At 61.7% G+C, this 14,420-nt stretch carries 17 protein-coding genes; 3 read left to right on the top strand and 14 right to left on the bottom strand.

What is annotated here, in order from left to right; genetic code table 11:
* Positions 1–186 precede the first annotated feature (186 nt).
* Positions 187–417, top strand: a complete 231-nt coding sequence (locus tag B5G12_RS08580) for a glycoside hydrolase family 88 protein (RefSeq protein ID WP_087324619.1) — start codon at positions 187–189, stop codon at positions 415–417.
* Positions 418–762: 345 nt separating this feature from the next.
* Here B5G12_RS08580 and B5G12_RS14795 read toward each other — a convergent pair whose 3' ends face one another.
* The 7 genes from B5G12_RS14795 to B5G12_RS08545 form a co-directional block, all read right to left on the bottom strand.
* Positions 763–1,413, bottom strand: a complete 651-nt coding sequence (locus B5G12_RS14795; RefSeq protein ID WP_087324618.1) for a hypothetical protein — start codon at positions 1,411–1,413, stop codon at positions 763–765.
* A gap of 249 nt (positions 1,414–1,662) precedes the next feature.
* A complete protein-coding gene (locus B5G12_RS08570; protein ID WP_087232192.1) occupies positions 1,663–2,403 on the bottom strand; it encodes an amino acid ABC transporter ATP-binding protein in 741 nt (246 codons plus the stop codon).
* Positions 2,396–3,220, bottom strand: a complete 825-nt coding sequence (locus tag B5G12_RS08565) for an amino acid ABC transporter permease (protein ID WP_087232195.1) — start codon at positions 3,218–3,220, stop codon at positions 2,396–2,398. The genes B5G12_RS08570 and B5G12_RS08565 overlap by 8 nt, the downstream gene beginning before the upstream one ends.
* Positions 3,221–3,247: 27 nt before the next feature.
* Complete coding sequence (locus tag B5G12_RS08560) at positions 3,248–4,156, bottom strand: transporter substrate-binding domain-containing protein (RefSeq protein ID WP_087324617.1); 909 nt, start codon at positions 4,154–4,156, stop codon at positions 3,248–3,250.
* A gap of 222 nt (positions 4,157–4,378) precedes the next feature.
* Entirely contained in the window at positions 4,379–5,281 is a 903-nt protein-coding gene (locus B5G12_RS08555; RefSeq protein ID WP_087324633.1) for a DegV family protein, read from the bottom strand.
* A gap of 38 nt (positions 5,282–5,319) precedes the next feature.
* On the bottom strand, positions 5,320–6,612 hold the full coding sequence (locus B5G12_RS08550) for an adenylosuccinate synthase (RefSeq protein ID WP_087324616.1): 1,293 nt from the start codon (positions 6,610–6,612) through the stop codon (positions 5,320–5,322).
* A 164-nt stretch (positions 6,613–6,776) separates the two neighbouring features.
* A complete protein-coding gene (locus B5G12_RS08545; RefSeq protein ID WP_087232208.1) occupies positions 6,777–7,001 on the bottom strand; it encodes a DUF896 domain-containing protein in 225 nt (74 codons plus the stop codon).
* Positions 7,002–7,067: 66 nt separating this feature from the next.
* Here B5G12_RS08545 and B5G12_RS08540 point away from each other — a divergent pair, with 66 nt between their 5' ends.
* On the top strand, positions 7,068–7,709 hold the full coding sequence (locus B5G12_RS08540) for an epoxyqueuosine reductase QueH (RefSeq protein ID WP_087324615.1): 642 nt from the start codon (positions 7,068–7,070) through the stop codon (positions 7,707–7,709).
* Here B5G12_RS08540 and B5G12_RS08535 read toward each other — a convergent pair.
* The 7 genes from B5G12_RS08535 to B5G12_RS08505 all read right to left on the bottom strand — a co-directional run bounded on the left by B5G12_RS08535 (position 7,706) and on the right by B5G12_RS08505 (position 13,916).
* Entirely contained in the window at positions 7,706–8,854 is a 1,149-nt protein-coding gene (locus B5G12_RS08535) for an MFS transporter (protein WP_087324614.1), read from the bottom strand. The two genes, B5G12_RS08540 and B5G12_RS08535, sit on opposite strands and share 4 nt — an antisense overlap.
* A 75-nt stretch (positions 8,855–8,929) precedes the next feature.
* Positions 8,930–9,730 (bottom strand): RnfABCDGE type electron transport complex subunit B, encoded by an 801-nt coding sequence (locus tag B5G12_RS08530; protein WP_087232217.1) that lies wholly within the window; start codon positions 9,728–9,730, stop codon positions 8,930–8,932.
* A gap of 16 nt (positions 9,731–9,746) precedes the next feature.
* The gene (locus tag B5G12_RS08525) at positions 9,747–10,379 is read right to left on the bottom strand and encodes an electron transport complex protein RnfA (RefSeq protein WP_087232220.1); all 633 of its coding nucleotides are present in this window, start codon (positions 10,377–10,379) and stop codon (positions 9,747–9,749) included.
* Positions 10,376–11,053: an electron transport complex subunit RsxE gene (rsxE, locus tag B5G12_RS08520; RefSeq protein ID WP_087232223.1), complete on the bottom strand. Its 678-nt coding sequence runs from the start codon at positions 11,051–11,053 to the stop codon at positions 10,376–10,378. The genes B5G12_RS08525 and rsxE overlap by 4 nt, the downstream gene beginning before the upstream one ends.
* A 15-nt stretch (positions 11,054–11,068) precedes the next feature.
* Positions 11,069–11,632, bottom strand: a complete 564-nt coding sequence (locus tag B5G12_RS08515) for an RnfABCDGE type electron transport complex subunit G (protein ID WP_087324613.1) — start codon at positions 11,630–11,632, stop codon at positions 11,069–11,071.
* Positions 11,629–12,591, bottom strand: coding sequence for an RnfABCDGE type electron transport complex subunit D (locus B5G12_RS08510; RefSeq protein ID WP_087232230.1), 963 nt, complete (start codon positions 12,589–12,591; stop codon positions 11,629–11,631). Before B5G12_RS08510 ends, B5G12_RS08515 begins: the two co-directional genes overlap by 4 nt.
* A gap of 2 nt (positions 12,592–12,593) precedes the next feature.
* Positions 12,594–13,916 (bottom strand): RnfC family protein, encoded by a 1,323-nt coding sequence (locus tag B5G12_RS08505; RefSeq protein WP_087232233.1) that lies wholly within the window; start codon positions 13,914–13,916, stop codon positions 12,594–12,596.
* A gap of 306 nt (positions 13,917–14,222) precedes the next feature.
* On the opposite strand from B5G12_RS08505, the gene B5G12_RS15090 reads away from it, so the two are divergent.
* Positions 14,223–14,351 (top strand): hypothetical protein, encoded by a 129-nt coding sequence (locus B5G12_RS15090; RefSeq protein WP_275532642.1) that lies wholly within the window; start codon positions 14,223–14,225, stop codon positions 14,349–14,351.
* Positions 14,352–14,420 lie beyond the last annotated feature (69 nt).

Here is a 14,420-nt window from a genome sequence, read left to right as displayed (position 1 = left end):
CCAACCAAATCCACACCGCTATATTATCACACCGGAGGAATGGTATACAAGACAGAAAGGGACGTCTCCTCAACACAAACCATAAATTTTGCAATTATGTGAAAAGATTTATATATACTTTGCCCGCCCGGGGCGGATATAATGGAACCATCGATCCACCCAAACACAACAAAGGAGCTGCTTGTCATGAAATCCCCTGTCGAATACGCCCGCGCCCATGCCGCCTACGACGGCGTCATCCGCAGCCTAAGCTGGCAGGGCGACGACATCCAGATCGGCGGCGTATGCGTAGGCACCGGCGTGGGCACCTACGATTTCTACTGCGGCCGTCCCTGCTCGGTCAACGATCTGCACGGCGTAGGCGCGTTCCTGCTGATGTGCACCGCCATGCAGCAGCTGCAGGACGCCGGGCTGTAAGCTTTTCCAAACGTTTTTCTCTTCCTAAATACACCCGCAAGGCAGGGTTTTGCTCCCCTGTTTTGCGGGTATTTTTGTGCCGGGGCCCCGGGGCGCGCATCCGCACGCAAAACAATGCGGGGGCCGGCCAAATGGCCAGCCCCCGCAGAGGGACCCTATCTTTCGTGACGCAAAAGTTCTTTTGTTTTGGTGCGATCAACAACAGAAGGAATATATGGTTCTATTCCTCTTTGCCGCCACATCGGATGGGTGTTTTACCCGAGCGCGCAGGTGGTCTCTGGCACCTGTGCGCCCCTTATATCATCTCCCGGTATGGTGCCCCGGGGGTGTTATAAGTAGAGTTGATCAAGCTTCAAGAGTCTTTTCAGTGATAGTCTGGGTAATGGTGTAAGCAACAAAATAGCTCGTCGTACCATCTGTACCTGTAGCGCTCACCAAATCGCTAATCTCGCCAGTGTAGCTATAAGTATAATACTTATCATTAAGATCAACACCAGTCATATCCTGGGTTTCAACCAGCTTAGCGACCTCAGCATCAACAATATCAGCCACCATCTTCAGTGCTGCCGACTCAGTCAGAGGTTTCACATTCAAAGTAGTATTTACAGGAGCAACAGCAAAGAGAGCAACATGCTCAGTATTGTTAAGTCCAGTATTATTGACACGCTTGTGATTTGCAAAAGTATATTTGGCGGTATTTTCATAAGTCTCGCCAGTCATACTTACAATCACATTTCTCAGGCTGTCATCGATCATATTAATACCATTCTGGCGAACGGCAGCTTCAACCATATCGGTCAAATCAGAACTAGCTGTAAAGGTAACTTTGACCTTATTAGCAGCACTCTGCCCATTATTAACAGCAGCCACAACGCCAGTAGCAGGAGTAGTGTTCTCACTGCTGGAAGAAGAGCTGCTGCCGTCCTTGCAGCCAGCCAGCATGCTGACGGCCATGATGCCGGCCAGCGCCAGAGAAGCAATCTTCTTGAGTTTCATAATGAATTTTTCCTCCTTATGGTGTATAAAAGATAGAGACCCAAAACAGGTTCAAAGGAAGGTCCTTTCCTTTGTGTGCCTATCATAACATACCCCCCCCGGTGTCAAGACCCAATTTCAAATTTTTCCTTTTTTTCTTTATTTTCTTTAGTTTGTATTTTCTAACTTTGAGGCAGGAGGAGTTTGGGGCAAACCAAAAGCCTCCGCCTGTCCCTGGGACGAAGCGGAGGCTTTCTGTCTATGTACCGGTCATCTCTCCCGGAAGCGGCTGAGGAACTCGGCCGTCTTGGGATTTTTGGGGTTTTCAAAAATGTCGGCAGGGCTGCCTTCTTCGGCGATGACGCCGTCGGCCATGTACACCACATGGCTGGAGACGTCCCGGGCAAAGGCCATCTCGTGGGTCACCACGATCATGGTCAGGCCGGCAGCCGCCAGCTTGCGCATGACCGCCAGCACTTCGCCCACCATCTGGGGGTCGAGGGCGCTGGTAGGCTCGTCGAACAGCAGCACTTCGGGCTGCATGGACAGGGCGCGGGCAATGGCCACGCGCTGCTTCTGCCCGCCCGACAGCTGCCGGGGCCGCGCATGGATGTAGGGCGCCATGCCCACCTTTTCGAGGTTGTCCATGGCGGTGCGGCGGGCGGTCTCCTTGTCCTGGTGCAGCACATACCGCAGCCCGGCGGTGCAGTTTTCCAGCACCGTCATATTATTGAACAGGTTGAAGCTCTGGAACACCATCCCCACCCGGGCCCGGTAGGCCGAAGGGTCAAACTTGCGCTCCATGATATCCTGCCCGTGGAACAGGATCTGCCCCGCGGTGGGGGTCTCCAGCAGGTTGATGCACCGCAGCAGGGTGCTTTTGCCCGAGCCGGACGCGCCGATGACGCAGGTGACGTCCCCGGGGCTGACGGTGAAATCCACGTCCCGCAGCACCACATGGGTGCCAAAGCTCTTGGACAGGTGGCGTACCTGGATGATAGGCTCAGACATGGCTGGCGCCCTCCTTCATATCAAGATTCTGGGAGGCATGGTCGGGCTCCGGGGCGTTGTACATCCCGCTGGTATAGGCCAGGGTGTCGGTGGTGTTCAGGTCGTAGTTCTGAGGCCCGTCCAGCTTTTTCTCCCACATACGCAGCAGCCAGCTGGACAGCAGTGTCATGGTCAGATAGATCAGCATGACGATGGTGGCGCTCTCAAAATAGGTATACAGGGCGCCCACCACGCTCTTGTGCACAAAGAACAGGTCGGTGATGGAGATGACAGACAGCACCGAGGTATCCTTGATGTTGATGATGAAATTGTTGCCGATCTGGGGCACGATGTTGCGCAGGGCCTGAGGCATGATGACATGGATCATGGTCTGCCAGTGCCGCATACCGATGGCCATGGCGCCCTCGGTCTGGCCGGGGTCGATGGAGACGATGCCGCCCCGCACCGTCTCAGCCATATAGGCGCCAGTGTTGATGGACACGATCAGGAAGCCTGCGGACCACATTTCCAGATGGACGTTGAAGACGCTCATCATGCCATAATAGATAAAGACGGCCTGGATCATCATGGGGGTACCGCGGAACAGCTCCACATAGCACCGCAGCACCACCCGCAGCAGGCGCAGGGGGATGCGCTTGTACAGGGGGTCCCGCCGGGGGTCGATGGGGATGGTCTGCAGGGTGCCCACCGCAAAGCCGATCAGGCAGCCAAAGAGGGTGCCCACCAAAGCCAGCAACAGCGTAGTGCCCGCGCCCCGCAGATAGGAGGGGCCGTACTGCTGCAAAATGGAGGCACATTCACGGATAAATGCGTACATGGGGGTGCTCCTTTACGGCAGGTAATGTTACTGCTGGCTCAGCGGCTGGACGCTGATGGCCTCATCCATCATGGCGTTGTAGTCGTCGGTGGTCATGGTGGCCAGCACTTCGTTGATGGCGTCCTTGAGGGCAGTGTTGCCCTGCTTCATGGAGATGCCGATGTTGATCTCCTCCTCGCTGACCTGGAAGTCGTTCTCCCCGCCGCCAAACTCCAGCATCACAAAGTCGGGGTAGGCTTCCAGGGCGGCCTGGCCGGTGGGCCGGTCGGTGACCACGATGTCGCAGGCGCCGCTGTCCAGGGCCACCAGCATGGCCGGGGCGGTCTCCTGGGCGGGCAGGATGTTGGCATCCTGGATCTGGGGCAGGCAGATGTCATACCAGATGGTGCCCAGCTGGCTGGTGCAGGTAGCGCCGGCCAGGTCTGCCACGCTGGCAGCCGAGGCGTAGAGGCTGTCCTTCTTGACCAGGGTCACGATGGATGCATAGTAGTAGGGGTCCGAGAAATCCACCTGCTTGGCCCGCTCGGAAGTGATGGACTGGCCCGCGATGACGCAGTCCACATCCCCGGTCATGACGGCGGGGATCAGGCTGTCCCAGTCCAGCTTGACGATCTGGATATCCTGGCCCAGGGCCTCGGCGATCTTCTTGGCCATCATCACATCGTAGCCATAGGCATAATCGCTGGCGCCCCGGATCTGCACCGCGCCGTTGGCGTCGGTGGGCTGGGTCCAGTTGTAAGGCGCGTAGGCGCACTCCATGGCCACCGTCAGGGTGGTGGGGTCGCCGTCCCCGTCGGGGGCGCCGGCGGATGCACCGGCCGCGCTGGAAGCAGTGGAAGCGGTGGAAGAAACTGCGGAGGAGCTGCCGCCGCAGGCTGCCAGGCTGGCCGCCATCACGGCGGACAAAGCCAGGGCAAGGATCTTGTTCAGTCTCATGTTGGATACTCCTTTTCCCAAAAACCCTTCTATAAGGTAAAAAGCTGCCACAAAAGACCCGGCATCCGTGGGGGATACCGGGTCCAGAGGCTTGCGTTCAAAGCAGCAGTCCGGCGCCGCGTCGCCCGCCGCGCCGCTGCGGCCATGATGCTATTTTATTCATAGGAAGGGGATTTGTCAAGTAGGAGATGCATTCCTGCCCCCTGCCCTCCCCTTTTTCGGTCAGGAACGGGGTTTCCAGCGGCGCATGACCCCCACGCCCAGGGGATAGGGTCCGGTGTGGACGGCGATGGTGGCTCCGATCTGCAGCAGGCCCACTTCACAGCTGCTGTCCGGATACCGGGCCCGCAGGGCGGCGCGCAGCTGCATCCAGAACCGCCTGCCCTCCTCCACATCGTAGCCATAGCCCACAATGATGCGGTAGTCGTCGGGGTCGGCGTTGCGCTCGGCCAGATAGCCCAAAAGCTGTTCGATGGCCTTTTCCATGCTCTTTTGGCGGCCCCGGGCCATCCCGCCCGAGAAGATCTCCCCCTCGGCAAAGTGGATCATGGGCTTGACGTTGAGCAGGTTGGCTGCGCGGCCGGTCACCTTGCCGATCCGCCCTCCCTTGATCAGATAGTCCAGGTTGCCCACCGTGAAGAAGATCTGGTTGGTGGGGCGGGTGCCCTCCAGCCAGGTCAGGGTGTCGGCCAGGGTGCAGCCGGCGTCCCGCATGGCGGCGGCATTCTCCACCGTGGCGCCCTCGCTGACGGTGGCTGCGGCGGTGTCCACCACCTCGATGACCGCGTCGGGGTAATCTTCCAGCACCAGCTGACGGGCGTTGCGGGCACTGCCCACGCCGCCGCTCATCTTGCCGGTGAAGCACAGGCACAAAACCGGCCGGCCCGCTGCCGCCCGGGGCCGAAAGACTTTTTCAAAGTCCTCCAGGGAGGGCAGGCTGGTCTTGGGCAGGACGGCGGGCTGGTCCACCATGAACTGGTAGAAGTCCCGCACCGGCATCTCCTCCCCTTCTTTCAGGTAGGTCTGGCCGTCGGTGGAGACATAGAACGGCACCACCGTCACGCCCAGGCGGACGATCTCCTCCCGGGGCAGGTCGCAGGCGCTGTCAGTAATGATATCGAACATGATGGTCCCCCCCATTCTCCCGTCCAGGGCGGGTCGTCTCAGGTGCGGTGGATGTAAGCTTCCCGCTCAGCGCCCACCGAGATATAGGTGATCTTGCAGCCGATGGCTTTTTCCAGATAGAGGATATAGTCCTGGGCCTGGACGGGCAGATCCTCCCAGCGGCGTGCGCCGGTGATGTCGCAGTGCCAGCCTGGCATCCGCTCCACCACAGGCCGGGCGGTATCCAGCGCCTTGCCCATGGGGAAACGGGTGGTGGTGCTGCCGTCCTCCAGGGTGTAGGCGGTGATCACCGGCACCGTCTCCATGTAGTCCAGCACGTCCAGCAGGGTCAGGGCCACCTCATCGCAGCCCTGGCAGGACACACCGTAGCGGCTGGCCACCAGATCCACAGGGCCCACCCGGCGGGGACGCCCGGTGGCTGCGCCGTACTCATGGCCGGCCTCCCGCAGCTGGTGCATCTCCTCCTCGGTCATGGCCAGCTCGGCGGCAAAGGGACCGTCCCCCACGCAGGAGGAATAGGCTTTCATGATGCCGATGGACTTGTCCAGCTTGCGGCCCGGGATGCCTGCGCCGATAGGGGCGTAGGCGCCGATGACGTTGGAGGAGGTGGTGTAGGGGTAGATGCCGAAATCCACGTCCCGCAGCGCGCCCAGCTGGGCCTCGAACAGGATCTTCTTGCCGGCCTGGTCGGCCTCGTCCAGGTAAGCCCCCGCATCGCAGATATAGTCCTTAAAGATGGCGGCGTACTTTTGCAGCCAGTCCCACATCTCGTCCACGCGGATGGGCTGGGCGCCGTAGCTGCCCTCCATCACCAGGTTTTTGGAGTCCACCATGGTGACCAGGCGCTTGTGCACCGAGTCGTCCAGATGGAGCAGATCCCCCATGCGCAGGGTCTTTTTCATATATTTGTCGCCGTAGACATAGGCGATGCCCCGCTTGGTGGAGCCGAACTGCGCGCCGGTCTTGGACAGGCGGGCCTCCTCCAGGCCGTCCTGCAGGACGTGGTAGGGCATGGTGATGGTGGCGCGGTCCGAGATCTTGAGGTTGGCCGGGGAGATGGCGATGCCCTTCTCCCGCAGGCTGGCGATCTCGCCGTCCAGGTGGTGGGGGTCGATGACCATACCGTTGCCCATGACGCACACCACGTCCGGGCGCAGGATGCCCGAGGGCAGCAGGTTCAGAACGAACTTGCCCCGCTCGTTCTTGACGGTATGGCCGGCGTTGTTGCCGCCCTGGTAGCGCACCACGATGTCATAATCCTGGCTGAGCAGGTCCACCATACGGCCCTTGCCCTCATCGCCCCAGTTGATCCCTGTGATTGCAGTAAGCATAATCGATGACCTCTTTATTGATCCAAAGAGCAGCCTTTTCCGTGCACCTTGCCCGGGATACGCTGCCCTGAACACATCGCAGCGCAGGCAGTGCCTGCACATACAGTTTTATTGTATCATGCCTGCCGCCGCAAAGCAAGCCGCAGGTTCCACAAAGGCGGGGGTCAGTTTTTGTTTTCCGGGCCCGGGCGGCGGGGCAGATGGTGCAGCGTGCCGTCCGGCTCCTGGATCATGGTGTTCTCCAGCTGGGCCCGGAAGGATCTGCGGATCTCCGCCAGGTATTCCTGCCGCAGCGCCTGCTGTTCGGCCTTTTCCGCCTCGGTCAGCCCCGCGGGGGTCTTGCTCTTGCGGGCCAGCTGGTTGATGCGGGCGATCTTTTCCTGTGTCATGGGGTGTAAGCCTCCTTTGCGCCCGGGGGGCGCTTGTGTTATACTGTTGGTCGAGGTGAGATTGCAATGCCCAATGTACCCAATTATGCCCGGGAGATGGACGCCGTGCTGCGCCGGCTGGACGGCCGGCGGCCCCGGCTCCTTCTCCACGCCTGCTGCGGGCCCTGTTCCAGCGCGGTGCTGGAGCAGCTGTGCCAGCACTTCGAGATCACCATTCTGTACTACAACCCCAACATCTGGCCCGACGCCGAATACCACCGGCGGGAACAGGAGCTGGAGCGGTTCGTGGCGCAGGCCCATCCTCTGGGGGTGACGGTGGTGGAGGATCGCTACGACCCCCGGGAATTCTATGAGGCCGCCCGGGGCCTGGAGGACGAGCCCGAGCGGGGCCGCCGCTGCACCGCCTGTTACAGGCTGCGGATGCGCCGGGCTGCCCAATATGCGGCCCAGCACGGCTTCGACTGGTTCACCACCACCCTGTCCATCAGCCCCCACAAGGACGCCGCCCGGATCAATCAAATCGGGCAGGAGCTGGCCGCCGAATACGGGGTGCCCCACCTGCCCTCCGACTTCAAAAAGAAGAACGGCTACCTGCGCTCCTTGCAGCTGTCGGCCGAATACGGACTGTACCGCCAGGATTACTGCGGCTGCATCTTCAGCGCCCGTCAGTCCCAGGCAGAGCGGGACGCCAGGGCCGGGGAGGATTAGGCGTTTTCTTCCTCGGGCAGGCGGGCCACCAGCACCGCAAACACCAGCATCCCCACACAGGGCACGATGTTGGAGGCCATGCCCGCGGTGAGGCCCGCGTACTCGGCCACTACCCCGATGATCCAGGGCATGACGATGGCGCCCAGGCTGGCCGCCGGCAGCAGGATGGCAATGCTGGTGACGGTGGTCATCCGGCCTGCCGCCGCCACTGCCGTGGGGTTCATCCCCGCCATGGCAAAGGCGAACAGGAACAGCAGCAGGATGGCCGGGGTCTGGCTGCGGGCCAGCATCAGGCCCAGATAGGTGACGATGCACCCGGCGCCCATCCCCACCATGGCCCTGCGCGGGTTTTGGAAGGGGAACACAAAGGCGATCAGCATCCGGGCGATCAGGGTAGCTCCCCACATCACCGTGACGGTGTAGGTGCTGAGGGCCCCGGCGATGATGCCGCTGTCCTTGAAGTAGGTGACCATCCACCCGGTGACGCTGGTCTCAGCGGCGTTCTGGCAGAAGATCAGCCCTACCAGCAGCCAGAACCGGGCGCTGCGCAGAAAGCTCCAGTCGATCCGCCCGCCTCCCTTTTTGCCGCCGGCCTCCTCCATGGGAGTGAGGGCGAACACCGCCCACAGCAGCCCGCCCAGAATGGCCAGCAGCAGCAGGGGGGCCTTGTCCCCTGCCCGGGCTGCCGCCGCGATCAGGAAGGGGCACAGCAGCGCCCCGCAGGCATAGCAGCTGTGCATGATGTTCATGCCGCGAGTGCGGTCGGAGCTGCTGTTGCCCACCAGGACCGTGCAGGTGTTGATCACCTGGCCCTTGGCACAGCCCGCCAGGAAAAAGCCCACCGCCAGCAGGGGCACCGCCCCCGTAAAGCCCATCAGGCCGTAACCCACCAGGTATCCCAGGGACAGGAGCAGAACGCTGGGCTTCATCCCGAGAACGCCGGGCAGCACCCCCGACACAAAGCCCGCCGCCAGGTTGCCCAGGCTCATCAGGGAGAGCAGGGTGCCCGTGACGCCGTAGGCAAAGCCATACTGCTCCTGCAGCAGGCTGACCACCACCCCGCTGGAAATGGCGCAGATGCCGCTGAAGAAAAAGGCCGCAAAGCCTGCGCTGCGCCGCCGGGCCAAAAGCTGTTGCTGGTTCATAACCCTAACCTCACTCAAAAGCCCCGCAGGGGCCGGCGCTGCCGGACCACCTGCGGGGCGTTGTGTCGTTGTGCCTTACCCGTTCTTTTTGAGAGGGTAGGTGATGATCTTCTTGGGGCACTTGGCCACGCAGGTGCCGCAGCCGGTGCACTTGGTATAGTCGATGCGGGCCAGGTTGTCGGTGACGTGGATGGCGTCCGCCGGGCAGTTGCGCTGGCACATGCCGCAGGCGATGCAGGCGGTGGCGCATTCCTTCATGGCCACCGGGCCGCGGTCGCAGTTGGAGCACATGACCACCGGCTTGTCGGGGCCGGCATCCTGGATCATGATGACGTGCTTGGGGCAGACGGCCGCACAGGCGCCGCAGCCGGTGCACTTGTCCTGGTCTACCACCGCCACTCCATTGACCACATGGATGGCGTCGAACTTACAGGCCTTGACGCAGTCGCCCAGGCCCGCACAGGCAAAGGAGCAGTCCTTGGGGCCGCCATACAGCCCGGCCGCAGCCGCGCAGCTCTGGATGCCCTTGTATTCATAGCTGGGTTTGCAGTTGTCCCGGCTGCCCTGGCACTGGACCACCGCCTTTTTGACGGTGGCGGACACCTCGGCGCCCATGATCTTGCCGATGGCGGCGGCAGCTTTGGGGCCGCCGGGGGCGCACCGGTCGCAGGGGACGCCGTCCATCACGATGGCCTTGGCATAGTCGGCACAGCCTGCGTAGCCGCAGCCGCCGCAGTTGGCGCCGGCCAGACAACCCGTCACCTGCTCGATGCGGGGGTCCTCCTCCACGGCCATGAACTTGGATGCAGCAACCAGGATCACCGCGCCCAGAGCGCCCACAACGGTACAGAGGACAACAGCCAATACGATACTCATTCCGTTTCCTCCTCCCTTACAGCGTGACGTTGAACAGGTTCTCGACGATGCCGCCAAAGCCCATGAAGGACAGGCTGGTGATCGCCGCCGCGATCAGGGTGATGGGCAGGCCCTTCAGGGGGCCGGGCGCGTCGCACACTTCCACACGCTTGCGCACGCCGCTGAACAGGCACATGGCCAGCATAAAGCCCACGCCGGAGCCCACCGCGCACACCAGCGCCTCGATGAAGGCGGGGACAAAGCCCAGGGTGGCCACATCGGCGCCGTAGTCGTCGATGACCAGGATGGTGACGCCCAGCACGCAGCAGTTGGTGGTGATCAGGGGCAGATAAACGCCCAGGGCGTTATACAGCGACACCACATACTTTTTGAGGAACATCTCGATGAACTGCACCAGCACCGCGATGACCAGGATGAAGACGATGGTCTGCAAATAGCCCAGCCCTGCCGGATCCAGCACAAAGATCTGGATGGGGAAGGTGACCAGGGTCGACATGAACATGACGAAGATGACGGCGCCCGACATACCCAGCGCCGAGTCCAGCTTTTTGGAAACGCCCAGGAACGGGCAGATGCCAAGGAACTTCACCAGCACATAGTTGTTCACCAGGATCATGCTGAAGAAGATGGCCGCAAGTTTGACGATCATTCCTTATCCTCTCCTTCCTGCAAATCCTTGATGGGCTGGCAGCCCACCTTGCGCTCGATGCGGGCATCCAGCTTGTCCTCCACCCAGACGCAAAGGCCCATCAGCAGGCCGAAGCAGAGGAAGGCGCCGGGGGCCTGGGTCATGATGCCGATGGTGACAAAGCCCTCGGGCATCACCTGGAAGCCCAGCCAGGTGCCGCTGCCCAGGATCTCGCGGATGGTGGCCATCAGCACCACCGTCAGGGTGTAGCCGATGCCCATGCCCACGCCATCCAGGGCCGAGTCCACCACGGTGTTCTTGCAGGCGAACATCTCGGCGCGGCCCAGGATGATGCAGTTGACCACGATCAGGGGGATGAACACGCCCAAAGCGTCATACAGGCTCTTGGTGTAAGCCTGCATGACCATCTGGACGATGGTGACGAAGCCCGCGATGATGACGATGTAGCAGGGCAGATGCACCTTTGCGGGGATGACATTGCGCAGCAGCGCGATGATGACGTTGGAACAGATCAAAACGAAGGTGAACGCGACCCCCATGCCGATGGCGTTGGACACTGCAGTGGTGATGGCCAACGTGGAGCAGGTGCCCAGAACCAGCCGGAGGACCGGGTTCTCCTTGATGATGCCATTGGTAAGGATGCTTACCTTGGAGACTTTTTCTTCCTGTGCCATTCTTACCAGCCTCCTTTATGCAAGTTCGTTGTAGCAGTTGATGCAGTCGTTGATGGCCGCAAACAGGGCGTCGGACGAATAGGTGGCGCCGCTGATGCCGTCATAGCCCTGACCCTTGGCGATGTTGGCGGTGCCGTCCATCCCCTCGAACTGGGTCAGGAAGTCAGCCGCTGCCACACGGTCGCCGATGCCGGCGGTCTGGCTGGAAGCGTCCACATAGATGCCGGTGACGGTGCCGGCGGTGTCAAAGCCCATGATGACGTTCACCAGGCCGCCGTTGTAGCCGGTCTCCCCCGCCTGGATGGCAATGGAACCGTCGGGCGCACGCACGGCGCCGCTGACGCCGGGGGTGGTGTAGTCGGTGATCTCCTCCAGCTCGGTGGCATCCGAGACGGTGGGGATGACCTGGACATAAGCCGCCAGGGTGTCAGCTTTCTGGTTGGCCTCGATGACCGGCGCGGTGACCGAGTTGACCAGGGCCAGCAGCAGGCTAACCACCAGCGAGCTGACCGTCAGCACCAGGATGGGTTTGACGGTGCTCTCCCAATTGGAGTTTGCAGACTTTGCAGCGTTGCTCATTTGGAAGCAGCCTCCTTCCCTGCCTTCTTGGCGGACTTGACGTAGCCATAGGGAGTCTGGCGGGTGGCGTCATTGATGAAGGGCACCCACAGGTTCATGAACAGCAGCGCGAAGGACACGCCCTCGGTGTAGCTGCCCCAGTAGCGGATGGCAAAGGTGACAAGGCCCAGGCAGACGCCGTACAGCAGCTTGCCCTTCAGAGTGAAGGGGCTGGTGACATAGTCGGTGGCCATGAACACCGCACCGAACAGCAGACCGCCGCTGAGCACCTCCACAAGGCTCTCGTGGAGGCTCTGGGTGGCGATGAGGTAGAACAGGAACATACTGCCCACATAGCTCAGCGGGATGGCGGGGCTGATGGTCCGGGTGACCACCAGGTAGACAAAGCCCAGCAGGATGGCCAGGGCGCAGGTCTCGCCCAGGACGCCGCCGTGGATGCCCATGAACAGGTCGAACAGGTTCAGGCGGGCGGGGTCGGCCACCTGCAGAGGGGTGGCGCTGGCCAGCTGGTCCACTGCCGCGTCGGGATAGACCCAGGCGTTCATCTCAGAGGCAAAGCTGACGAACAGCACGATGCGGCCCACCAGGGCGGGGTTGGCAAAGTTCATGCCGATGCCGCCGAACAGCTGCTTGGTGATGAGGATGGCTGCCACACAGCCCACCGCCAGCTGGCCCAGGGGCATCCCCACGGGCACGTTCATGGCCAGGATGATGCCGGTGACCACCGCGGACAGGTCCCCGATGGGGTTGGGCCGCTTGAGCAGCTTGCAGTACAGCCACTCCAGCGCCACGCACACCACCACCGAGAAGGCGGTGACCAGCAGCGCCCGCAGGCCAAAAATGACCGCCGAGGCCACCACCACCGGGCACAGGGCCACGATCACGTTGGCCATCAGGCTGCGGGTGGTCTCATCCGAGCGCACATGGGGGGAGGCCGAAACAATAAGCTTTGTATCCATGGTTACTTATTGCCTCCTTTTTTGATCTCACTGAGATAGTATTCCTTGGCCAGGCTCATCATCTGGGTGCAGGGACGCTTGGCCGGGCAGACGAAGGCGCAGGAGCCGCAGTTGAAGCAGTAGTCCACGTGCAGCTTGCCCAGCTCCTCCACATCACGGGCGGCATAGGCGGTGTTGACCTCCACCGGAGCCAGGCCCATGGGGCAGTACTCGATGCAGCGGCCGCAGCGGATGCAGGGCTCGGCTGCGGGCTGGGCGGCGCTGACCTGGCTGAGCAGGATCAGGCCGCCGGTGGTCTTGGTGGTGGGATAGCTCAGATCCTCCACGGCGGGGCCCATCATGGCGCCGCCGGCGATGACCTTGCCCAGGGTGACCTCCGGCTTGAGGCCGGCGGCCTGGATGATATCCTGGTAGGGCGTGCCCACCGGCACGATCAGGTTCTGCGGCTTGGCGCAGGCGTCGCCGTCCACCGTGACGATCCGCTCCACCACCGGCATACCGGTGGCCAGGTATTTGCCCAGCATACTGACCGAGGTCACATTCATGACGATGGCGCCGGCGTCGGCGGGCAGGCCCCCGTGGGGCACTTCCCGGCCCAGGCACTTCTCGATCAGGATCAGTTCGCTGCCGGTGCCGTAGACGCTGGGCAGCGGCTTGACGTCCACATTGGACAGGCCTTCGGTCTTCTGGCACAGCAGGTCGATGCACTCAGGCTTGTTCTTCTCGATGCCGATGATGCACCGGGGAATACCGGTGTACTGCAGCACCGCCTGGATGCCCCGGACGATATCGTCGGAGCTGGTAAGCATCTCCTGGGTGTCGCTGGTCAGCCAGACTTCGCACTCCGACGCATTGATCAGCAGCGTGTCCACCGGGCACTTGGGCTGCAGTTTGACATCGGTGGGGAAGCCTGCGCCTCCCAGGCCCACCAGACCGCTGGCGCGGACCGCCGCCAGGAAACTGGCCTTGTCGGTGACTTTGGGCGGCTGGACGGCAGGGTCCACCGTCTGCTGGCCGTCGGTCTGGATGACCACTGCATCGCACGCCTTGCCGTTGGCCAGGCGGAAGGGCTCCACTGCGGTGACGGTGCCCGACACGCTGGAGTGGATATTGGCCGAGACGACGCCTGCGGCTTCCCCGATCAGGGTGCCCACACACACCTTGTCGCCCTTTTTGACAACGGCCTTGGCCGGGGCGCCGATATGCTGGCTCATCAGGATGCGCACCTGCGCGGGCAGGGGCATCGGGACAGGCTTGCTTGCAGCGGTCGCTTTGTCATGCGGCGTATGCGCGCCAAGCGCCGCACGTTTCAGCTTGTTCAACATGAACTATACAATCCCCCATTCTGCTTTGGGCCGCAGAGCTGCCTCCTGTGCCGGCAAAAAAGCACTGGGCGCTGCGGCTGCTGCTTGCTGATATATTTTATTGTATCATTTCCCGGATTGAAGTCAACGCCAAATAAGCTAAAAAATGTCCGAAAGTGAAAATTTCATGACGTTAGCATATCCTAATCCATCCATTTTTCGGGGAGATGCGGGTTTGCCAACAGGGCCCGGGTATGCTATACTATATAAATAACAAAGCCATGGCGGGCCGATGTTCTGCCGCCCGCCCCATAAGGAGGTCCAGACATGAAAGTTCTCAAAGCGATGCTCGTTGCCCTCACCGCGGCCGCCCTTGCCGCAACGGCGCTGCTGCTGTTGTGTCAGGCCAAAAATGCGCCACACTACGTCCGTATTTATGATGCCGAGGACAACTGACAAAAAACGCCGAAAGGGCCCGCCGGGTGCAAGCAAGCGCCCGGCAGGCCCTTTTTTCTATCCGCAGCA

It is taken from the genome of Faecalibacterium sp. An58 (assembly GCF_002161515.1).
GTDB lineage: Bacteria > Bacillota > Clostridia > Oscillospirales > Ruminococcaceae > Faecalibacterium > Faecalibacterium avium.
Note: the sequence above shows the minus strand (reverse complement) of the source record. Positions and strands in the feature narration are given on the sequence as shown.